At 32.1% G+C, this 23,523-nt stretch carries 22 protein-coding genes; 6 read left to right on the top strand and 16 right to left on the bottom strand.

The window, feature by feature from the left end:
• Position 1: 1 nt before the first annotated feature.
• The 4 genes from BTJ66_RS00560 to xdrA form a co-directional block, all read right to left on the bottom strand.
• The gene (locus tag BTJ66_RS00560; RefSeq protein ID WP_099089062.1) at positions 2–1,186 is read right to left on the bottom strand and encodes a metallophosphoesterase family protein; all 1,185 of its coding nucleotides are present in this window, start codon (positions 1,184–1,186) and stop codon (positions 2–4) included.
• 425 nt (positions 1,187–1,611) lie between these two features.
• Positions 1,612–1,956 (bottom strand): YlbF/YmcA family competence regulator, encoded by a 345-nt coding sequence (locus BTJ66_RS00555; protein ID WP_017723169.1) that lies wholly within the window; start codon positions 1,954–1,956, stop codon positions 1,612–1,614.
• 68 nt (positions 1,957–2,024) lie between these two features.
• Positions 2,025–3,155 (bottom strand): DUF445 domain-containing protein, encoded by a 1,131-nt coding sequence (locus tag BTJ66_RS00550; RefSeq protein ID WP_099089061.1) that lies wholly within the window; start codon positions 3,153–3,155, stop codon positions 2,025–2,027.
• A gap of 254 nt (positions 3,156–3,409) precedes the next feature.
• On the bottom strand, positions 3,410–3,874 hold the full coding sequence (xdrA, locus tag BTJ66_RS00545) for an XRE family transcriptional regulator XdrA (protein WP_099089060.1): 465 nt from the start codon (positions 3,872–3,874) through the stop codon (positions 3,410–3,412).
• Between the two features lie 428 nt (positions 3,875–4,302).
• Here xdrA and purU point away from each other — a divergent pair, with 428 nt between their 5' ends.
• From purU to BTJ66_RS00520, 5 genes are all read left to right on the top strand, one after another.
• On the top strand, positions 4,303–5,154 hold the full coding sequence (gene purU, locus BTJ66_RS00540; RefSeq protein ID WP_099089059.1) for a formyltetrahydrofolate deformylase: 852 nt from the start codon (positions 4,303–4,305) through the stop codon (positions 5,152–5,154).
• Between the two features lie 373 nt (positions 5,155–5,527).
• The gene (gene pflB / locus BTJ66_RS00535) at positions 5,528–7,777 is read left to right on the top strand and encodes a formate C-acetyltransferase (protein WP_099089058.1); all 2,250 of its coding nucleotides are present in this window, start codon (positions 5,528–5,530) and stop codon (positions 7,775–7,777) included.
• 26 nt (positions 7,778–7,803) lie between these two features.
• Positions 7,804–8,559: a pyruvate formate-lyase-activating protein gene (gene pflA / locus BTJ66_RS00530; RefSeq protein ID WP_099089057.1), complete on the top strand. Its 756-nt coding sequence runs from the start codon at positions 7,804–7,806 to the stop codon at positions 8,557–8,559.
• 247 nt (positions 8,560–8,806) lie between these two features.
• Complete coding sequence (locus tag BTJ66_RS00525) at positions 8,807–9,607, top strand: ABC transporter permease (RefSeq protein WP_099089056.1); 801 nt, start codon at positions 8,807–8,809, stop codon at positions 9,605–9,607.
• Positions 9,608–9,791: 184 nt separating this feature from the next.
• Positions 9,792–10,100 carry a hypothetical protein gene (locus BTJ66_RS00520; protein WP_099089055.1) on the top strand — a complete coding sequence of 103 codons (309 nt, stop codon included), beginning with the start codon at positions 9,792–9,794 and terminating at the stop codon, positions 10,098–10,100.
• Between the two features lie 77 nt (positions 10,101–10,177).
• On the opposite strand, the gene BTJ66_RS00515 is transcribed toward BTJ66_RS00520, so the two are convergent.
• The 3 genes from BTJ66_RS00515 to BTJ66_RS00505 all read right to left on the bottom strand — a co-directional run bounded on the left by BTJ66_RS00515 (position 10,178) and on the right by BTJ66_RS00505 (position 13,346).
• Complete coding sequence (locus tag BTJ66_RS00515; RefSeq protein WP_099089054.1) at positions 10,178–11,467, bottom strand: dicarboxylate/amino acid:cation symporter; 1,290 nt, start codon at positions 11,465–11,467, stop codon at positions 10,178–10,180.
• 125 nt (positions 11,468–11,592) lie between these two features.
• Positions 11,593–12,216: a response regulator gene (locus BTJ66_RS00510; RefSeq protein ID WP_099089053.1), complete on the bottom strand. Its 624-nt coding sequence runs from the start codon at positions 12,214–12,216 to the stop codon at positions 11,593–11,595.
• Positions 12,217–12,236: 20 nt separating this feature from the next.
• Positions 12,237–13,346, bottom strand: coding sequence for a GAF domain-containing sensor histidine kinase (locus BTJ66_RS00505; protein ID WP_099089052.1), 1,110 nt, complete (start codon positions 13,344–13,346; stop codon positions 12,237–12,239).
• 181 nt (positions 13,347–13,527) lie between these two features.
• Here BTJ66_RS00505 and BTJ66_RS00500 point away from each other — a divergent pair, with 181 nt between their 5' ends.
• A complete protein-coding gene (locus BTJ66_RS00500) occupies positions 13,528–14,355 on the top strand; it encodes an RluA family pseudouridine synthase (RefSeq protein WP_099089051.1) in 828 nt (275 codons plus the stop codon).
• A gap of 148 nt (positions 14,356–14,503) precedes the next feature.
• Here BTJ66_RS00500 and fumC read toward each other — a convergent pair whose 3' ends face one another.
• From fumC to BTJ66_RS00455, 9 genes are all read right to left on the bottom strand, one after another.
• On the bottom strand, positions 14,504–15,889 hold the full coding sequence (gene fumC / locus BTJ66_RS00495) for a class II fumarate hydratase (protein WP_099089050.1): 1,386 nt from the start codon (positions 15,887–15,889) through the stop codon (positions 14,504–14,506).
• A gap of 347 nt (positions 15,890–16,236) precedes the next feature.
• Entirely contained in the window at positions 16,237–16,653 is a 417-nt protein-coding gene (locus BTJ66_RS00490; RefSeq protein ID WP_099089049.1) for a hypothetical protein, read from the bottom strand.
• A gap of 156 nt (positions 16,654–16,809) precedes the next feature.
• On the bottom strand, positions 16,810–16,995 hold the full coding sequence (locus tag BTJ66_RS00485) for an SAS053 family DNA gyrase inhibitor (RefSeq protein WP_099089048.1): 186 nt from the start codon (positions 16,993–16,995) through the stop codon (positions 16,810–16,812).
• Between the two features lie 23 nt (positions 16,996–17,018).
• Positions 17,019–17,618: a sugar phosphate isomerase family gene (locus BTJ66_RS00480; RefSeq protein ID WP_099089047.1), complete on the bottom strand. Its 600-nt coding sequence runs from the start codon at positions 17,616–17,618 to the stop codon at positions 17,019–17,021.
• Between the two features lie 180 nt (positions 17,619–17,798).
• A complete protein-coding gene (trmL, locus tag BTJ66_RS00475) occupies positions 17,799–18,269 on the bottom strand; it encodes a tRNA (uridine(34)/cytosine(34)/5-carboxymethylaminomethyluridine(34)-2'-O)-methyltransferase TrmL (protein WP_099089046.1) in 471 nt (156 codons plus the stop codon).
• 4 nt (positions 18,270–18,273) lie between these two features.
• Complete coding sequence (gene queG / locus BTJ66_RS00470) at positions 18,274–19,401, bottom strand: tRNA epoxyqueuosine(34) reductase QueG (RefSeq protein WP_099089045.1); 1,128 nt, start codon at positions 19,399–19,401, stop codon at positions 18,274–18,276.
• Between the two features lie 158 nt (positions 19,402–19,559).
• Positions 19,560–20,282: an amino acid ABC transporter ATP-binding protein gene (locus BTJ66_RS00465; protein ID WP_099089044.1), complete on the bottom strand. Its 723-nt coding sequence runs from the start codon at positions 20,280–20,282 to the stop codon at positions 19,560–19,562.
• On the bottom strand, positions 20,275–21,738 hold the full coding sequence (locus BTJ66_RS00460) for an ABC transporter substrate-binding protein/permease (protein WP_099089043.1): 1,464 nt from the start codon (positions 21,736–21,738) through the stop codon (positions 20,275–20,277). The genes BTJ66_RS00465 and BTJ66_RS00460 overlap by 8 nt, the downstream gene beginning before the upstream one ends.
• A gap of 272 nt (positions 21,739–22,010) precedes the next feature.
• A complete protein-coding gene (locus BTJ66_RS00455; protein WP_099089042.1) occupies positions 22,011–23,078 on the bottom strand; it encodes a PTS sugar transporter subunit IIC in 1,068 nt (355 codons plus the stop codon).
• Between the last annotated feature and the right edge of the window lie 445 nt (positions 23,079–23,523).

Here is a 23,523-nt window from a genome sequence, read left to right as displayed (position 1 = left end):
ATTAATCCCCCCTCATATCTGACTTCAATAATGCTTCAGCATGTTCAATCAATGCTTTTCTATCGAAATCACTATAATTTTCTAGATATTTAGACGCTTTAGGGTTCAAATACAAATCATTCATCGCTTTATCATATACCGTTGTATCATCTATTAAATCTGGTGAGAACTCTTTAACTAATGTATTTTGATCTTCGTATTTATTTCTAATTGACAGTTGTTCTATAAATACGAAATTATGCTCATTTTCTTCATAGTCACTTATCATTTCATGGACCTGTAAAATGTCTTGTTCAGAAATCATTTGATCCGAATTTACTATTACGTTCAACTGATAGATAGCTTTTCCATCTTTTCTAACTTGTGATTTAAATGATTGAATATCATCAAATAAACCTTGTTTTGAAGTTTTATCTGATTCTATCGTTGCTTTTTCAAAGCGTATAAACTGAGTTGGGATAAATTGCGCATTAAGCCTTAAATCATCTCCCTCAACTAACAAGCATCCTTTTTCACCTTGCTCTTTAAAATGTCGTCCTTGAATATTGCCTGGATAATGAATTTGAGGCATATCACTAAGTTGTTGACGTTCATGAATATGACCTAATGCCCAATAATGATACAGTTTCGTATTTAAGTCCTCTAATCTAAATTCTGTATAGCGATCATTGGTATTTGATTTGCTATATGTACCATGTAAAATACCAATATGTATACCTTTTTGCCCTTGACTAGAAGGATAAGCATCGAGCTTATTTTCATAACTAGCATCATTTTGATAACTAAACCCATGTAAATAAATTTCTTCGCCATTTTTAGTTATTGTTTGATATGTTTCAACATTCTCTGAGAATACTGAAACATTATCCGGCCACACTGTTCCAATACTTGCAGACAAAGGATCATGGTTACCATGACATAAATAAACAAATATTTGTTCCCGTTCTAACCGTTCAAATTGTTCCTTTAAAAATACTTCTGCGCGAAGTGTACGATTGTGTTGATCGAATAAATCACCAGAAATAATCATGAAATCTATTTCTTCATTTAATGCTAAATCTACTATTTTTTTAAAACTTTCGTACGCACTCTTTTGCATATCTTCAAAAATAGACTGACTAAGATAACTTCTAGATTTAAAAGGACTATCTAAATGTAAGTCAGCACAATGAATAAATTTCACCATACAGTATAGTTCTCCTTTATCGAAAGGTTTATTTGTACTTAAGCATATACCACAATTTAATAACATCCAGGCATTTATCCTGATTGTTAAATTATATGTATGTCAATACCTTATATCTCTATATTTTACCATATTGTCTATTCACCAGTCGATAAAACTAGATACGTATTCGTTTTATTAACTATCTTTTATATAATTTACTAAACTTAAGTTGATTCAAGTTTCAATTAAAAAGAATGATTTAGTATTAAACATTTTAAAGCAGTTCATTAAGAACAGCTCATTCACATAATTAAAAGTAATGCCTCAATTTTCATTGCAGCAATTCACTGACTTTAAGACAAACCAAAGCCGAGACATATATTTATGTCCCGGCTTTGGTTTCATTATCTGAATATATATACTTAACGTTCAACTAATTATAATTAGTCAGCGTAAATTTCGTCTAATGGTTTAACAATAATTTGGTTAATTTCTTGGAATACTTGGCTCATGTTTTGTTCAGCAGCCATTAATTCAGAAATATTTGAATCATTTTCGATTTTTTGAGCTTGTTCTTGTGCTTTTTGTAGCTCTTCTTCACCGATTTCTTCACCTTGCATTTGTTTTTGTTGGAAATTTAATTGCGTTTCGCGGAATTCGTCAAATAAATCTTTTGACTCTTGATTTTCTTTAACTTTCGCATAAGCATTTTGAATAGCTTGATATTCATCACTTTCTCTTAATGCTTGTTCTAATTGATTTGCATGATCGTATAAATTTACTGCCACTATGCTTCACTCCTTTTTTGTATATGTGTGAAAACCACATCGATATTACAATAACATAATTTAATATGTTATACAAAAATTGCAATCACACCTTGTAATAAACCGATTATACCACCTAGTAAAAAGCCTAAAAGCATAATTAATTTCAATTCTTTGTTAGCAATATCTATGATTAATTTTTCAATATAAGCTAAATCAAATGTATTGATTTGAGCTTCTACCATTTGTCGCAAATTTATCTTTTTCATAATTGGTGATAGATGTTTTGATGCGTTATCAATAACGACATCTGTTAATTTTTTTGAAACTTTCATTTCTAAAAATGTTATAAAACTCGGCATGACTTCATGCAATGGTTTTTGTGATGTTTTTTCAATATCCATGTAGCTTATTGCTAACTCTATAACAGACGTTTTAAATGAATTAAATTGATCTTCATTTAAAAGTTCATTCAATTGCTTCGATTTCATCGTTTCATATTCATTTTCAATGATTTGCGTAGCAATGGCTTTCGCTTTAGGATGGCTCGTAAGTCTTATAAGTTCATGCTGGATACGCTCAGCAATGCTTTCTTTTGTCATAAACATTTGTAGCATACCTACAATTTTCCCTTTTTCATTGAAAAAAGTATCTAACATCGACGCAATATCAGTACCACCCTTTTCTGACTTCAAGTACACACGTGCTCTATCGAATAATAAATCAGGAAGTAAGGCAACTTTATCATCTAAACTGCTTTCAATATCAGCAGGTATAAGTTGTGCTATGGGTGTTTGTTGATGATCTAGATAAAATGTTTTTAATTTACTAGAAATAATTCCCTCTAATTTTTGGTTTGCTGTATTAGCAAAATCAATATCCAATTTGTCTGCCAATGTTTGTATCGTCGTATGATTTTGTTTTAATTGTCCAATTTGATTAAATATAATCTCTTCAATGGCATCTCTAGAAGTCGGTGCTTTCAATTTAGATTGAATAACTTCCTCAGTTAGTAAATGTTCTTCAACGACTTGACCAATTTTATCAGCGACTTCTTTTCTTCTTTTTGGAATTAATCCCGGTGTAAATGGTACTCTTTTATTGAATATATAATACGTCTTAAACGGGTGGAATAACATTCTGACAGCAATGACATTAGTTACTCCACCAATCAGTGCGCCGATAACCATCATAAAAATAATAATTAAAAATGCATGCATTTGTTTAACTCCTTTGTTTACTTAAATAAAATTCAAAATATTATCATAGTCATTTTTACATTGTATAACACATAGATGCTAATTGTGTAGGAAAAAGCCATGATTCACATGCTTTATAAAATCAAATAAAAAAAGACCTAAAGCCATGTTTAGGTCAAATAACGGATAGTGACTAAATCATTCATATACAATGTAACATGCTACATATTATGATTATATAAATAATGATTCTTCTATCACATTTTGAATTAATATTAAACGTGCATTAATTCTTCCTTAGAAATTCTACCGAAATACGTTTCAGCTTCTCTTAGTTTAGAAGTGCCAAATATCGGTTGTGTCTCTTGGTTCAACACGCGATAAATATCGCTTACTTTATTACTTTGTAAAATAAAACCATTACGATTATCAACAGTGTTCCAATATATATCACTTGTTGTTGAATGGTTAGGATATGCACAATGATTACGAGAAATAGTTTGTACCATTTCTAAGGGATCACAACCAAATGTACTATTTAATACATCTGAATCTCTAAATAATGCACATATTGACACACATGTTGTCCAGTTAGGTAATACTCTCTCTTTTTCTATTTGTACTAATGTCTTTTTAGAAAGACCTATAGTTTGGGCCATTGTATCTTGCGTATAACCTGCTTCAATACGTACCATTTTGAATTTTGTTTGAATTAAATCTGTAAAACTCTGTCTATCCATTACTTTAATCTACCTTTCATAAAAGAATATTTTATCCGGACACAAGAAATTGCAATAATACACGCTTCTTGAAACACAAATTACATCATAATACAATTTTCAGGAAAATAAAAGAGTGAAATGAAATTTTCGTTATTTATGTTTATTGGCGCAATTATCAAAATAATCAATCTTATATCTTATATTAATTTTAAAAACTAAAAACACTTTGTTTGTAAGCGTATTATTTTTGTGAAAAGTGTCAACACTATAAATTACTTATTACTCTTTTAAGATAAAAACACTATTATTTATTATAACCCATTTTTTATGTTTTCGCATAGATAAAGTCCAAATTTATCTAAATTAATTTATTTAAGCGAATTTGTTTGCATTATTCTGAATTTTCATTATAATCTGAGTTACTTTAAAATTTCGAGGTGCTTAACATGAAAAATACATATATATTACTAGCTAGATGCAAAGACAAGGTTGGTGTTACTTCTTTAATTACTACACTAATAGCAAAACATAATGCTAATATATTGCATTTAGACCATTTTACGGAATATGACAACTCCCAAGATGAAAATGGTAAATTATTTCTACGTCTTGAGTTTGAAGAAGTAGCTGAACTGAAAACATCATTGGAGTTTACTTTAAATCAAAATAACATTCAGTTTGAACTTTTCGATAGTAACGTTAAAACTAAAGTCGCACTCTTTGTCTCTAAAGAAGATCATGCGTTTAATGAAGTATTGTTAAGAGTACAACGCGGTGAACTACCAGCAGAAATCGTTTGTGTCGTCAGTAATCATGAAACAAATAAACATTTTGCTGAATCTTTATCCATTCCTTTTTATTTTGTACCTAATAATAAGGATAAGCATGAAGTTGAAACAGACACACTAAATATTTGTTCAAAACATGAGGTTGATTTAATTGTCTTAGCTAAATATATGCAAATTCTGACTGATTATTTCGTTAGTCATTATCCAAACCAAATTATAAATATTCATCATTCATTTCTACCATCATTTATAGGTGCTAATCCATACAAACAAGCATGGGAACGTGGTGTTAAACTTGTAGGTGCAACAAGTCATTATGTGACATCGGACTTAGATGAAGGCCCAATCATAGAACAAGATGTCACACGTATCAATCATCGATATAGTGTTCAAGATTTAAGAAAAATTGGTCGTCATATTGAATCAACAGTTCTAGCACAGGCTGTTGAATATCATGTGCAACATAAAATAATTGTAAATGATGGCAATAAAACCATCGTTTTTAATTAATTGTAAATGTGCCTATGTATGCGAGACTAACATGACTATCATAGGTAGAAATGCCAATTCATAAATTCAAAAATAACAAATCCCTACTATTATATTTCATACATTCAAAAGTTATCTGAAACATCACTAGATATGTTTCAGATAACTTTTTTTGTTAAATTATAGCGCTTCATGCCATAAAAAGTATGACTATTTATTCGCGTCTGTTATATAACAGACACTAAATAGTATGTATCTGTCATATGATTGGCTACAGTTTTTCAAACTATTCACAGATTAGTGAAAAAATGGCCACAATTATTGTGAAAAAAATAACAAAGTAAATGTTACAATTATTGTGAAAACGTTAACAATATGAATGGAGGAATTAACTATGCCAAATGAAACTAATCAAAAAACAGATGCGTGGCAAGGTTTTAAGAACGGTCGTTGGAATCGTCATGTAGATGTCCGTGAATTTATTCAATTAAACTACACACTTTATGATGGTGATGACCAATTTTTAGAAGGGCCTACAGAAGCTACTTCTAAACTTTGGGAACAAGTCATGACTTTATCAAAAGAAGAACGTGAACGTGGTGGTATGTGGGATATGGATACTGAGGTTGCATCCACAATTACATCACACGAAGCTGGCTACTTAAATAAAGATTTAGAAACGGTTGTGGGTGTTCAAACCGAGAAACCATTTAAACGGTCCATGCAACCATTTGGTGGTATTCGCATGGCTAAAGCTGCTTGTGAAGCTTATGGTTATGAATTAGATAAAAATACAGAAAAAATATTCACAGAATATCGCAAGACACATAATCAAGGTGTCTTTGATGCATACTCTAAAGAAATGCTCAATTGTCGAAAAGCAGGTATTATTACTGGACTTCCAGATGCATATGGTCGTGGACGTATTATTGGTGACTATCGTCGCGTTGCACTCTATGGTGTCGACTTTTTAATGGATGCCAAAATGCATGACTTCACTACACTGTCTACAGAAATGTCTGAAGATGTCATTCGCTTACGTGAAGAATTATCCGAACAATATCGTGCACTTAAAGAACTAAAAGAATTAGGCAATATGTATGGCTTTGATCTTAGCCGTCCAGCTACAAATTTCAAAGAAGCCGTACAATGGCTGTATTTAGCTTATTTAGCTGCAATAAAAGAACAAAATGGTGCCGCTATGAGCTTAGGTCGTACCTCTACTTTCTTAGATATATATGCTCAGCGAGATTTAAATAATGGTGTAATCACAGAACAAGAAGTTCAAGAAATTATTGACCATTTCATTATGAAGTTACGCATTGTAAAGTTTGCACGAACACCTGACTATAATGAACTATTCTCAGGCGATCCTACTTGGGTGACTGAATCAATCGGCGGTGTTGGTATTGATGGCAGAGCACTGGTTACAAAAAACTCATTCCGCTTCTTACATTCTTTAGACAACTTAGGTCCAGCGCCAGAACCAAATTTAACCGTATTATGGTCCGTACATTTACCTGAACACTTTAAAACATACTGTGCAAAAATGAGTATCAAAACAAGTTCCATCCAATATGAAAATGATGATTTAATGCGAGAATCCTATGGCGATGATTATGGTATTGCATGTTGTGTTTCTGCAATGAAAATCGGCAAGCAAATGCAATTCTTTGGGGCACGTGCAAACTTAGCGAAGACATTATTATATGCCATCAATGGTGGTAAAGATGAAAAATCAGGTATGCAAGTTGGCCCATCATACGAACCAATTCATTCAGATGTATTACAGTATGATGAAGTCTTTGAAAAATTCGACAAGATGATGGACTGGTTAGCCGGTGTTTATATCAATGCATTAAATGTCATTCATTATATGCATGACAAGTATAGTTATGAAAGAATTGAAATGGCGCTACACGATACTGAAATTATACGTACTATGGCAACAGGTATTGCTGGGTTATCAGTAGCTGCAGACTCCCTTTCAGCTATAAAATATGCTCAAGTAAAACCGCTTCGTGATGATAATGGTTTGGTCATTGATTTTGAGGTTGAAGGCGAATTTCCTAAATACGGAAACAACGATCAACGGGTAGATGATATCGCGATTGATTTAGTGGAACGCTTTATGACAAAATTAAGAAGTCATAAAACATACCGTAATTCCGAACATACTATGAGTGTACTAACTATTACATCTAATGTAGTTTATGGTAAGAAAACGGGTAACACACCTGATGGTCGTAAAGCTGGTGAACCATTTGCACCTGGTGCGAATCCTATGCATGGACGTGACCAAAAAGGAGCACTATCTTCATTAAGCTCTGTAGCGAAAATTCCATACGACTGTTGTAAAGATGGTATTTCGAATACATTTAGTATTGTACCTAAGTCACTTGGTAAAGCATCAGATGAACAAAATAAAAACCTAACTAGTATGTTAGACGGGTATGCAATGCAACATGGACATCATCTGAATATCAACGTATTCAACAGAGAAACACTTATTGATGCCATGGAACATCCAGAAGCTTATCCCCAATTAACAATACGTGTTTCTGGATATGCAGTAAACTTTATTAAATTAACTCGTGAACAACAATTAGATGTCATTTCCCGTACTTTCCATGAAAGAATGTAAAATTAACTATATAAGGTGGTAACAACATGCTTAAAGGACATTTACACTCCATCGAAAGCATGGGTACGGTTGATGGACCAGGCATTCGCTATATATTATTTACCCAAGGTTGTTTGCTCAGATGCCTCTATTGTCATAATCCAGACACTTGGCAAATTAACTCCCCCTACCGAGAAGTAACTGTAGATGAGATGGTAAATGAAATTATAACTTACAAGCCTTATTTTGATGCATCTCAAGGTGGTGTAACGGTTAGTGGTGGCGAACCTTTATTGCAAATGCCTTTCTTGACAGCTTTATTTAAAGAACTACAATCACAAGGAATTCATACATGTATTGATACCTCGGCAGGATGCGCAAATGATTCTATTGCTTTTAATAGACACTTTGAGGAACTTTTACAGTATACCGACCTCCTGTTATTAGATATCAAACACATGGATGATGAACAACATGTATCATTAACTGGTAAATCAAATAAACATATATTAAAAGTAGCTCGTAAATTATCTGATATGCAACAACCTGTATGGATAAGACATGTGCTTGTTCCCGGATATACAGATAGCGAAAAGGCTTTGGTTCAGCTTGGAGAATTTATTAATTCTTTGAAAAATGTTGAACGATTTGAAATACTACCCTATCATCAACTTGGCGTTCACAAATGGAAAGCATTAAATATTCCTTACAGATTAAATGAAGTAGCTCCCCCTTCAGATTCGAAAGTAAGAGCTGCATACCGCGCAGTCAATTTCAAAGGCAAAATACCAATAGATTTATAATATTATATATGTACACACACTAAATTTAGCTTGATAAATGTATAAATAAAAAAGACGAACTTCCTAACTTAGAGAGGAAGTTCGTTTTGATTCTTAAATTGTTATTGAAACTAATAATAAATCATGTATCAACATTCAAAATATCAATACGTTTATTTGTAATCTATTTACTTATATTCTTAAAATAATGTATAATAATTTGCATTAATATTTATAAATACTAAATATGAAAGCGTGATATGTTCAAATGAATTCAGTTTGTTTTATATTAAAGGAACAATTAACGAATCTTTACTTAATTAAAAGACTTGCCGATTTTCAACTACGTATTTCTAATCATAATAACTACTTAGGCATAGCCTGGGAATTGATAAATCCAGCTATGCAAATTGCAGTATATTGGTTTGTATTCGGCTTAGGTTTACGAAATAACGCTACACATGATGGAATTCCTTTTATCTATTGGCTTATTGTTGGCATAAGTATGTGGTTTTTTGTGAACCAAGGTGTTTTAGAAGGCACAAAAGCAATTGCTTCAAAATATAATCAAGTCGCTAAAATGAAATTCCCATTATCAGTGATACCAAGTTACATCGTATTCAGTAGATTTTATGGTCATCTTGGCTTATTATGCATAGTATTGATTTTATGTTTTTTGGGAGGATATCATCCCTCTATTTATTCAATACAATTATTAATTTATGTACCTTATGCACTTATATTAACAATAGTCATCTCTATATTAACATCAACGTTAGGTGTCCTTGTTCGTGATACACAAATGGTGATGCAATCATTGATGCGAATCATATTTTTTGTATCCTCAATTTTATACGCACCTAAAAATGAAATTGTAGTAACTGTAATGAAGTTAAATCCTATTTATTTTTTAGCTGAAGGATATAGAGCTGCCCTACTACACAAAGAATGGTATTTCATTGACCACTGGCATTTAACCGTTTATAATATCATACTTGTCGTAATGCTTTTTATTGTTGGGTCTATCTTACATATGCGTTACAGAGATCATTTTGCTGATTTCATGTAATTTAATATAATGAACATTAAAAATAAAGCCACATCATGCATTGTTATGTGTGATGTGGCTTTATGATTGTTCATTTGCTATAACACTATGGCGTGTTATACTCAAACAAAATCACTTACTAAGCAATATGATATTTACTAAGATTAAATCATATAAAATCAAATTTCAGATTGGAGAACTTTGTATGCATATTGATATGAACCATCCAGTAATCGCTATTAATGTTTCATTGAAATTTTATCAGTTACAAATGGTTTCTGGACATTTAATTCTACTCACTGATAGAATTGTTTTTAAATCGTTGAAAGGTACACACATTACAAATGTGACTGAAACAATTTTATTTTCTGAAATTAAAAATTTGAAAATGGGTTTGTCTTTTTCACCATTTAGAATTGCTATTATCCGTATCGATGGTGAAACTTGGATTTTCGATCAAATAAATCGTAAAGATGCGAAAAAATTTGTAGAACTATATCATGATATTAAATAATATATACACTACTTCAAAAATGGAAGTGACATAACATTTTAATTTATCCACTAGCTTAAAGCTAAATTGTTTATAGGCTATTCATTAATTGTTCTATTATTTGCTAATTTTTTATCTTCAGCTTTTGAAATGATTAAGGCACATGCTGCATCACCTGTGATATTAACTGATGTTCTAGTCATATCAAGTAATCTATCGATACCCAATATAATACCAATAGCTGCTGGATTTAGACCAACTGCATTCAATACCATCGCCAACATAATTAATCCTACTCCAGGAACGCCAGCCGTACCAATTGACGCAACTACCGCGATTACGACAACGGTTATAATTTGAGAAATCGACAATGATACGCCAGAAATTTGAGCAATAAAAATCGTTGCGACCCCTTGCATGATTGCTGTGCCATCCATGTTGATTGTTGCACCCAAAGGTTGGACAAATGAGGCAATTTCCCTCCTAACCCCCATTTTCTTAGTACATTCTAAAGATACAGGTAAAGTCGCCGTAGAACTTGAAGCACTAAATCCAAGGGTGATAGCCGGAATAAAATCTTTGAAGAATTTTAACGGGCTTGATTTTGCCATAAATTTAACTGCTGCACCGTAGACGACAAAGAAATGAATAGCTAATGCTAATAAGACAATAAAGAAATACATACCTAATTGTTGAATTGCTCCAAATCCTGCGCCTGTAAATGCATGCGCTACAAGCCCAAACGTACCAATTGGTGCAAAGACGCTCATAATCATAGTTACGATATACATTAATACATCATTGGTTTGTTCCAAGAATTTATGAACCATTTGCGCCTTAGAGCCAACCATGATAATACCTACACCAATAAATATTGCAAATGTAATAATTTGAAGCATATTTTCATCCGTCATTGCTTGTAATGGGTTTTTAGGAAATAGATTAATTAACGTTTGGTCAAATGTTTGTTTTGCTGCTGAATCTTGCGAATTATCTTCTTTATCTAAAGTTTGTTGATAACTAGAGACATCGTCACTGTTTAATAATTCCGATTTCCCTGAACCAGGCTGTAATACAAGTGCTAATGTAATACCAATGATAATTGCAATTGCCGTCGTTGTTAAAAAGAATGTGATGGTCTTTAAGCCAATCCCCCCCAATAGCTTAGGATCCCCTACACCAACTACTCCTAAAACAATGGATACAAAGACAACTGGTACAACTAACATAAAGATTAAATTTAAAAAGATTTGTCCGATAACGTTAAATAGATATTTATCAACATTTTCTACAAATGCAGTGTTAGCAAATACATTAAATATAGAACCTATTGCAATACCTAATATTAACGCTATGACAATTTTTATTGAAAGATTCTTTGTTTTCATAGCAATATCCCCCTTTTGTTTATTAATGTTAATTATATAGTATTTTTATATATTTAAAAGTAATAATTCACTAAAGTGGGTAAATTGCAATCAAACTTTTTTATTTAACTTTATATATTATTGATTTATATTAAATTATTTTGCATAGCATAAATCGCTGCTTGTGTCCGATCAGTTACTTGAAGTTTACTAAAAATATGGCTAACATGCGTCTTAATGGTTTTTTCAGATACAAAAAGTGTTTCCGCAATTTCTCTATTTGTTTTGCCTTTTGCCATTTCTGTAAGCACTTCCGATTCTCTTTTTGAAAGCTTATTTGTAAAATGAGGTTTTTTACTAACCGCTTCAATGACATGTTGCGCTTGAGGATGTATCATTTTTTCTCCAGAAAGTACATTTTTAATTGTTTTTATCAATTGGTCTGGCTCTACATCTTTCATCTCATAACCATCTGCACCTTTGTCGATTGCAGAAATGACATGTTCGTCATCCACATAGCTTGTGAGTACTAATATTTTCACATTTGGATATTTTTGCTTCATCTTATCAGTTATTTCTATACCATTCATTTCTGGCATTACTAAATCTAATAGCACAATATCTGGGTGTACATGATTTTCCATATATTCAAAAAAAGATTGGCCATCTGAAAATCCACCTATGACTTCCAAATCTTCCACCGTTGATAATAAAAATTCTAACCCTTGTCTAACGATATGATGATCATCTATAAGTATAATTCGGTTCATTGTCTTCCTCTTTTCTATTTCTATAAAGGCACCTGAACATGTATGTTCGTACCTTTATTTTCAATGGATTTAATATCAAGTGTGCCTTTTATTGCTTTAGTACGTTGCCTCATATTATTGATACCATGTGAATAGTTAAGGTTGACTTGACTCATATTAAAGCCGTTTCCCATATCTTCAATATCGATAGTTAAATATTGATTATTTTGAGTTAGGCTTACTTTAACCTCACCTGTATTCGCATGTTTTTTTGTATTGTTCATGGCCTCTTGAATAATGCGATAAACATTTTCTTCTACAGGACTTGGTAAATTGATTAACCCGTCAACGCTAACGTTCAATTTAATTTGTAAAATTTCGCTATAATTCTTTAACGCATAGACCAAACCTTGTTCTAATCCAACAGGTTTAAGTTGCCATATCAATGAACGCATTTCATTCACTGCTTGTTGACTTGTATCTTCTATTAAGTTAAATGCATTACGCGATACAGATTCCTTGGTTATGCCTTGGGCGGCATGCGCAGTTAACTTCACCGAAAACAATAATTGGTTCACTGCGTCATGTAGATCACGTGCTAACCTATTTCTTTCACTAATACGGGCTGCCTCTTTTTCTTGATCTGTTAGTATGATTCTTTTTATAGCAGATCCTATTTGAAGCGCGACTGACTCTAGCAATTCTAAATCTTCTTCACTATAAGTTGTTTTATATGGTGTTGCCACATTTAACAAACCAAATAGTTCTTCTCCTGAACGCAGTGGCACCGTGGCATGATGAGTTATACCATTGGTTTCTTCATGGTGTGCACGATTAGCTAAATTAATACGCGAGCAGTTGATTATATTTGATGCTTTCGTAAGCTTTTTGTTTTGATAGGCTTGAACACACCAACATGTACCTTCCGACATGTATTTACAATTATCTCGAGCTAATGCGCCCGGTAGTTCGAAATGGGATACTAATTCGTGTTGCCCAACATCATCAATAAAAAATATCCACCCAGTTGTAAATTCAGTACCTTCTATTAGATACTTTAGCGCACCGTTCATCATGCTGTATGTTTCCGTTTCTTCATTTAAAAATTCAGCAATTTCTTTGAGCAATGCAAGTCTTGTCGGTTTTTCCATTTAACCATTCCATTCTTTTACTACTTTATCTTTATTATACCTTCTTCATTCTAAATTTTAAAACGAAGCTTTATCTTTTCATCAAATGCTATATTTTAAATTTTTAATATAGAATACCTTGGACTAATATTTTTAATAGCATCTTTATGGTATGATGATAATGATAATCGAGGAGGATAATATGAAATTTGAGATTCCTAATAAATATAATCAATTAACGTTGAGAGAAATATTTCAACAATTGCACTTACCAAAGAAAGATTTACACAATTTAAATATGTCAAAGGCAATTACAATTAATGAAGAAGTTGGAACGCTTATGACTAAAGTAAATACTGGTGATATTGTTTACATTCCAACACCTGATGAAGTAAGTAATTATTTACCAAGCTACCGTTTCGCTCAAATATATTATGAAGATGATGACATTGCTATTGTCATGAAACCTAAGGGCGTCAAGACACATCCAAATGATTTAAAAGAGAGTAACACATTAATGAATCACGTCATATACACAATAAAAAGTGATTATGTAGAACCAATTCATCGCTTAGACCAAGAAACAGTTGGTTTATTGATTGTCGCTAAAAATCCATTAATGAAAAAAATCTTAGATCGCATGTTAGAGGAAAATGAAATAGACCGTATTTATAAGGCTAATGTACACAGTTTATTACCAATCAAACCTCAGACCATTGATATGCCAATAGGTAAAGATAAATTCCATTCTAATAAGCGTCGCGTGTCTCCTACCGGTCAAACTGCTATCACACATATTCTTAATTCAAAAATGATTAAAGAAGATGTCAGTGAATTAGAAATAAAATTAGATACTGGCAGAACACACCAAATACGTGTTCATTTAGCTGAAATTGGACATCCTGTTATTGGCGATCCATTATACGGTAATTCTACGTTAAGAAAGTTAGAGTTAAATAGTTATAAAATAGAATTTATTCATCCACTTACTCAAAAGACGATTTCAGTAAGTTTAGATGATGAGATTTAGCGCTAAACATCGATTATAGTAATTCATTTATTAATAAAAACACTTCCGCATAAATTCATTTTATATGAATTCAGCGAAAGTGTTTTTATTTTGTATCCACAAATTGTGTGTGTCTCTTTATTTAATTAAATGTTAGATTATTGAGTCCTTATTTAGGTTCAACCATATCTTCTGGTTTAATCCATTGTTCAAATTGTTCTTCTGTAACATAACCTGACTCGATAGCTGACTCTTTTAAAGTAAGCCCTTCACGGTGTGCTTTTTTTGCGATACTTGCTGCTTTTTCATATCCAATATGAGGGTTTAAAGCAGTTACGAGCATTAATGATTGATTTAAATAATTATCAATATTTTCCGGTATTGGTTCAATACCTACAGCACAATTATTATTAAATGTATCCATACCATCTGCTAATAAATAAATAGATTGTAATGTATTTAATAAAATGACTGGTTTGTATACATTAAGTTCAAAGTTTCCTTGCGAGCTACCAATGCCTACTGCCGTATCATTGCCCATAACTTGAACTGCTACCATAGTTAACATTTCACATTGCGTTGGGTTAACTTTACCTGGCATAATAGATGAACCTGGTTCATTCTCTGGAATGGATAATTCAGCAAGACCTGCACGAGGACCAGAAGCTAACCATCTTATATCATTTGCAATTTTCATCAAATCAGTTGCAAGTGCCTTTAATGAACCGTGCAATTGTACAACTTCGTCATGTGCTGTTAATGCGTGGAATTTATTTTCAGATGATACAAAAGGATAGCCAGTATTTTCAGCAATAAATTTAGCAACTTTATCACCAAATTCTGGATGTGCATTAATACCCGTACCGACTGCAGTACCTCCAATAGCTAAGTTCAAAATATGCGCTTTAGATTCACTTAACAATGTTTCACACTTGTCTAACATATAACGCCATCCACTAATCTCCTGGCCTAGACGGATAGGTGTTGCATCTTGTAAATGTGTACGCCCAATTTTTATAATGTCATGATATTGTTCTTCTTTTTGCTTAAATGTATCTCTAAGGGCTTTTAATGCAGGTTCTAATTTCGTTTCTACCTCATTGTATAATGCGACATGCATTGCTGTAGGAAACGTATCATTAGAACTTTGTGATTTATTCACATCATCATTTGGATGAATCGACTCATCACTGCCTTGCTCTTTTAAGTAAGTATTTGCAACATAACTCACCACTTCATTTACATTCATATTACTTTGTGTACCACTACCTGTTTGCCACACAACAAGTGGGAAATGTTCATCTAACTCTTTATTTAATACACGGTCACATGCATAAACAATAGCATCTTTTTTCGCATCAGATAGCTTGCCTAATTCGTGATTAGCTAATGCAGCACCTCTTTTTAATTGAGCAAATCCGTACACAACTTCAATTGGCATACGCTCTTTACCTACCGGAAAATTACGTTTACTTCTTTCTGTTTGTGCACCCCAATATTTACCCGCAGGCACTTCAATTTCACCGAATGTATCATGTTCTATTCTTACTGACATTTATAATTCTCCCCTTCATTAATCATTGTTCGATATTAGTATAGCATTAATTATTTTAAAGGGGCAATTGTATTATATAGCGTTTTCATAATTCTGTATTATCTCATATAAACTTACATATTATGTAACATCATTAAATTTAATCTACTATTTTAATTTTTAATTAACAAATATTTAAAACATCTAAAGATAATATTGATTTTTGCTATTTTTATGATAAAAAAGCCTTATGAAATAATTCATAAGGCTGTCATAGTAAAAAAGAATATACTATTAAAATCTATATTGCCCCCCAATAAACCTAGGCATCATTTATTTGAATATTCATCTCTAGCTTTAAGCTATGATTAACGTGCTTTAGTAATATTCACATTATTAAATTGAACTTTAGCAGCTTGTATTACACCTACTGCAGTTAAAATTAATAAAATGCCACCTATAACTAATGTAACCGGGCTTATTGTTATCAATACACTAAAGATCCCATCTAAATTACTATAAAAGTTACCTAAAGGTTTAAATAATAATACGGTTATCACAATACAACATAGCACACTGATAATCACACCTGTTTGATTACCTTTAACAAAAGTTGAAGCGTTCACTTGATCGACAAGACCTTGTGATAAATTTATCTGTAATTTTATTATTTTAAATAATACTGGCAAATAAAGTGCACCGATTGCCATTGGAAAGCCTTTTATAGAAATTAAATTTACAATAACAGCACTTATCATAATGTATTTCCAATATTTGCTAATCATTTATATAATTCTCCTTAATTCAATAATGCTTTAATAATAACACATTCCCATTTATCTTGGCATTGCTTTTTTCAAATCAAAGTTCTCGCTAATAAACTATAGCCTACATAAACAAAAAACCTTTGTGACATTGTAGCTTCACAAAGGTTGATTGAACTATTCATTTAAATCAGAACGTACTTCAGAATCATGTGATTTATCTAGCTTTTGTTCATCATTTTCTTCCGAGATTTGTTCCATTTCTTTTCCTAATTCTACGACATCATCAAAATCATCAACCATAGCATTTTCTGGTTCTAATTCATCATTATGTGAATTGTTTTGATTTTTATCAATAGTCATCATATACACCTCACATTTATTAATTAAGCAAAACGTGCAGTGAAATAGTGTCTAACATCTTCAGGTAAACCTTCGGCAGCCGCTTCATCTAAAATGACGTTAACCATACGATGTGCTTTTAAATCAGAAGGTTCGAAACTTGTCTTACCATTTTCTTCATAAAGTTTATGAACAACTTCTTTTTTATCGTTACCTGTAATAATTAAAATGACTTCACGCGATGAGAATAAACCTTGTTTCACACTTACGTCTAGTTTCCCGTTTGTATCAATTGAAAGAACTTGTGTAATCAATTTTCCTTTATTTTCTTTAGTTTTAATTTTATCACCGATAAATGATTCAGTATCTTCACCAAATGAAACATTGTAAATTTGGCCTTCTGGAACACCTAGTGCTTCAAAATATGATTTATTATTATCATAATCAAGAATATTGATTTGACTAAAATCTACTGCATGTTTATCTACATTTTTCTTCAATTCATCTAATACTGGTGCATTATCACTTGAAAGGTGAACTCCAGCAATTGTTGTTGGATTGTTGTTAAATTGTTTTCTTAAAATATCTGCAGCATATTCTGCTACAACTTGTTCATTTTCTAAAATTTTAAAATTCATTGCCATAGTCATTACACTCCTCTTTTTCTATTAAGACGCGTTTTAGCATTATTTTAAATAATACCCTTGATACAGTATCATTAAACCATTTACTCAATTTAACTGAGCATTAATTTCGTTTAAGTAATATTAAAGCTTAATACTATTATACAAAGATTTTACTATATTTACATTCATTTTGAAAAATTAATGTAATTCAGGGAAACTCTGTTGTCTTAAAGCTTCATATATGAGTAATGATGCAGTATTAGAAAGGTTTAATGATCTAATATTATCATTCATAGGAATACGTAACGCTGTTTCTGCATATTTTTCTTTTACCCAATCAGGTAACCCTGTTGTTTCTCGTCCAAATATAAAAAAATGATCATGTTCTGTATCTGTGAAGTCAAAATTTGAATACGTTTTTTCACCAAATTTTGTTAGCAAATAGTATGTGCCTTCTGTAGCTTCAAAAAACGATTCTATGTTTTCATAATACGAAATATTCACAGATTCCCAATAATCTAAACCAGCACGTTTTAACATTTTATCATCCGTACTAAATCCTAATGGTTTAATTAAATGTAAATGTGTATATGTTCCTGCACAAGTTCTAGCGATACTGCCCGTATTACCGGGTATTTGCGGTTGAAATAATACTATATGATTTGTCATTCTCTTACTCGCTCCTCATTTCAAGCCCTTTCATCATTTCTGTCTGGACTTCTGCTAATTCATTATCATATTGTTGTAATATAAATGGCCTTGCCGTTTCACCTTGAATTTGGCCTATTGCCCAATATGCAGTTCCTCTAATCATAGGTCTAGGATCATTCAAAGCCACTTCTTTTAATTCTGGTATTGCAGTTTCATCTTTAAAATGTGCTAATGCGACGATTGCATTGCGCTGTATTGGTTTCTTACCTCTCCATGCACCTGCTAAATGTCCATAGGTATTTTTAAATTCTTTATTACTCATTTGTAATAATGGTACAAGTCTAGGTTTCAAAATTTCGGGTTCCAACACGATATCATCATGCTGTGTATTTATCCCTTTATTCCTTGGACACACTTGTTGGCATGTATCACAACCATACAGACGGTTACCAATTTTATAACGATATTCATCTGCTAAATATCCTTTTGTCTGTGTTAAAAAACTAATACATTTTTGGCTATTTAGTTGTCCATCTCCAACGAGTGCACCAGTTGGACAACGATCAACACAAATTGTACAATCACCACAGCTATCAATTAATGGATCATCTGGTGGAAAGGGTATACTAACTAGCATTTCACCTAAATAGGTCCATGTGCCTAATTCTGGATTAATAACAAACCCATTTCTACCTACGTAGCCTAATCCTGCACGTTCTGCAACTGCTCTGTCGGAAAGCACACCTGTATCTACCATTGATTGTATTTCTACATCTTCAACTCTAGTTTCTAAATAGGCTCCTAGTTTATCCAGTCGTTTTCTCATAATAGAATGATAATCTTGTCCCCATGATGCACGAGCAAACATGCCTCTTCGATCACCGCGAACACTTTTAGGTGCGCCCTTCAATTTATTTGGATAACCTACTGCAATAGCAATGATTGATCTAGCTGTCGGAAGTGATAACTTTGGTTCTGTTCTCAATTCGATATCCGATTCTTCGAAACCAGATGCATATCCTTTAGCATGATAGTCAGCTAATTTTTGTTTCAACTCATCAAAGGGATCAGCTGTAGTAAATCCTATACTATCAATACCAATTGTATGAGCATAATCTATGACATCTTGTTTCAATTGGTTTAAATCCATTTACATTTACACCCCACATTTAAAACATACATCCTACAGTTTAACACATTCCAATGCTTTTAGCGTATGACGTTTATTACTTTTCTAATTATAATTTAAAAAAGCATATGAGTTAGAATAATTAAATAATCCATCTCATATGCTCTGTAATTATTTATTTATAGTACTCTGCTCAAGAAATTTTTAGTTCTTTCATGTTGTTGGTTATCAAATATATCTGTTGGTGTCCCTGATTCAACAATCACGCCGTCTGCCATAAAGACAACTTTATCGCTAACATCTCTGGCAAAGTTCATTTCATGGGTAACCACTACCATTGTCATACCCTCTTTTGCTAAGTCTTTCATAACTTTAAGAACATCACCAACAACTTCAGGATCAAGCGCTGACGTTGGCTCATCAAAAAGTAAGACTTCAGGATTCATTGCTAATGCTCTCGCTATAGCAACCCTTTGCTTCTGCCCACCAGATAATTGTGATGGATACGCATCTGCTTTATCTGCCAAACCGACTTTTTCCAATAACGTATGCGCCTGCTGTTTTAAATGAGCGCTACTATCTTTTTTCAACAAACTTGGAGCTAATATAATATTATCTATAACTTTTTTATGAGGAAACAAGTTAAAATTTTGAAATACCATTCCCATTTGTTGACGTAGTTTTTCTAATTCAGTATTCTTATCTGTTAGTTTTTTTTCTTTAAAAATAACTTCCCCACGGGTTGGTGTTTCTAACAAATTCATACAACGCAATAATGTACTTTTCCCACTACCAGAAGGGCCTATTATTGCAACAACTTCGCCTTGATTAACTTTTAAATCAATCCCTTTAAGCACTTCATTTTTATCAAACGTTTTATATAAATTTTTAATGTTAATCACTAACTTTCATTCTCCCTTCGAAGTAATACATCACTCTAGATAATGTGAATGTAAGAATAAAGTATAGTATTGCAGCAACAATCAATGGTGTAAACGGATCAAATGACGCACCTTGTACAACCTGTGCATTAAACATAATTTCACTGACACCAATAACAGAAACGATGGATGATTCTTTTATTACAGTAACAAATTCGTTGCCTAAAGCTGGTAATATATTTTTAATTGCTTGCGGTAAGATTACCGATTTCATAGTTTGTCCATATGATAATCCTAAACTTCTTGCTGCCTCTGTTTGACCATTATCCACAGCATTAATACCTGCTCTTATAATTTCCGCAATATACGCAGAACAATTAATTACTAGCGCAATCATGCCACATATAAGCGCCGATATATTTAACCCAAGAACTGCAGTTGTGCCAAAGTAAACCAGGAATACTTGAACTAAAAGTGGTGTACCTCTTAAGAACTCAATATAAGCTGAAGCAAGCCATCTCAATATTTTTATTTTACTTAGCTTAAGTAAAGCAATAAGTGCACCAAACACAGTCCCTAATAAAACACCAACTATAGAAATTAGAATTGTGTTTTTTATACCTTTTAAGAAGAAATTACCATATTTAGTGAAAAAGTTGCCATCATCTTTTTTCATTGCTTCTGCTGCAGAGGCTTTATAATCTGCTATTAAATTATTATCTTTAACATCCTTTATTGAAGCATTCAATTTTTCCATCAGTTTCGGTGAATGCTTAGGTGCTGCAATTGCTGTACTTTTTGTACCTTCATTAAATTTCACATCTTTAGCAAATGTTAAATCTTTATTTTGCTTCAAATAAGCTTCTGCAACTGGTCCTTCTATGACCATACCTTTGACCTTACCACTTTTTAAAGACATGATTACTTCTGGAACTCTTGTCAATGACTGTACTTGAGCATTATCAATTTCACTTTGTGCAATTTTTTCTTGTTGTGTTTGTTTTTGAACACCTACTTTCTTATTTGCGAAATCATTAATATTTTTTAAATGGTCTGCATCAGATTTTTTTATTATCATTTTTTGCTGCACCGTCATATAAGGATTAGAAAAATCTACTTCTTTTTCACGTTCTGGTGTAGGTGTCATTCCAGAAATAATTAAATCGACCTTCCCTGTCTTAATAGCTCCCAATAAACTGTCAAATTGCATATTCACTATTTTTAATTTCAGATGATTATCTTTAGCAACTTTTTTGGCTAAATCTATATCGATACCTGCATATTCTGATTTACCATTTACATTATGCTCAAATTCATACGGCGCATAATCTGCTGATAAACCAACACGCAATTCACCACGTTCTTTTATTTTATCCCATTGGTCTTGTTCTGCTGCATGCGCAACAGGATTAATGTAAACGATTATACCGCTAATAATTAAAATAGCAGCCATCATTAATTTAGTAATATAGCTCATTGTCGCTCCCCTTTTCTATATAATTTATTATTATACATATTAACGCAATAATATTCAATAGTGTTTTGGTGATAATTTACTAATCGCTAGATATAACCAAAAATTTATAAAATTATGCATTAAAATTGCATAAAAAATAACCTGAGACAAACTTTTTGTCTCAGGTACAATCACTATTTTACAACTTTAAATACCAAATATGTGAAATTTATTCTTTATACAATATGTTTAAAAATTACCTTCTATATTTTAAATCAATTTAGCTTTGAGATTTATTGTTTAGGTATTTCAAATTTATATATATCATCCGAATAGCTTCCAATGAACTTTTTACATAATTCATGTACAAAAAATGCAGCCACAAACGGGATAATTAGATAGCCAAATACCAAGAGAATCACATTCATAACCGGATCTCCATCCATCCTATTAAATGCATTGATCGGTCCAACTAAACCAGTATAACCAAACCCTGCAGACATAGGTGTGCCTTGAATCCCTATGAAATAAGCTATTAATCCGCCTATCATGCCATTTATAATTAAAGGAATTGCAATGATTAAATGTTTAAAATAAACAGGAATCATCATTTTAGCTGCACCAATAATTAATACAAGGTTTACTCCCGCACCGTTTACTCTTATTGATCCAAATAAGAACGTAACACACGCTGCTACAATACCCATATTAGCAGCACCACTACCTAATCCTGATAAACCTATCGCAGTGGCAATTGCTACAACAGATATAGGTGTAACCATTAATAACGAATATGTAACACATATTAATATAGACATTAACAAGGGATTCAGTTCTGTAAATGAACTAACTACATGGCCAATACCTTTTGTCACATTAGATACATAACCCAATGAATAAATACCTATCATGCCACTTATAACTGGAATTATTACAGGTAGTATAATCATTTCTAAAGAACCTAATTTATTTTGAAGTATTAAATATAAAAAACAAGCAACCATGACTACCAATATCGTATTTATAATATCTCCAATCCCATTCAACATAAAACCATTTGGTGTTACCTTTACAGCACCACTACCAAGCATTGCAGAAACGCCAATCATCGTGGCACCTGCACCACTAAATTTAAATTGATGCGCTGCTAACACACCAATAATAAAAGCCATAAATGATTGAATTAATACAACCAATTGAAAAACAGACTCTAGTAATTGGTTCCCTTCTTTAAAGAACTTTAAAAATTCACCTAGCAAAGCATTTGGTATTAATGCAATAACTACACCAGCTCCAACAGCTTGAAGTATGTTGCTAAAAAATTGTTTACCATTAACATTACTATTCTTAGTTTTAGCCATTCCTTTTCCTCCAAATAAAGCATTAGACTTATAATATTATACTTTCATAGAAAGCTCAATATAAAATCACGATAATCAACAGATAAACTATATAGTAATAATGGTCAATGCAAACAGACATGGATATAAAATTTAATAAAAACAAAAAAGGCCCATACTAAATACGTAACCACAAGACTGTATCTTATAATTTTCTATTAGATGGACTATTACATATTCGTATAGTTAACTATTTAAGCTTAAAAATATTTAATCTAGGTCACAAAAAAAGAAACCCTGTAACAACAGGGTTTCTAATCTATGTTGATGTCTTATGATGTTATCATTATACCGGTGGTCGGGATATTTTGAATTTAAAATCGTTGTTATGCCTAGGGTTGAGACTTTAGCGTGTCCACTACGTGACCAAACTTTTAATTTGACAGACCATAAATCCCGATTGGGA

The organism is Staphylococcus edaphicus (assembly GCF_002614725.1).
GTDB classification, from domain to species: Bacteria; Bacillota; Bacilli; order Staphylococcales; family Staphylococcaceae; genus Staphylococcus; species Staphylococcus edaphicus.
This window is presented reverse-complemented; position numbering and strand designations above follow the sequence as displayed.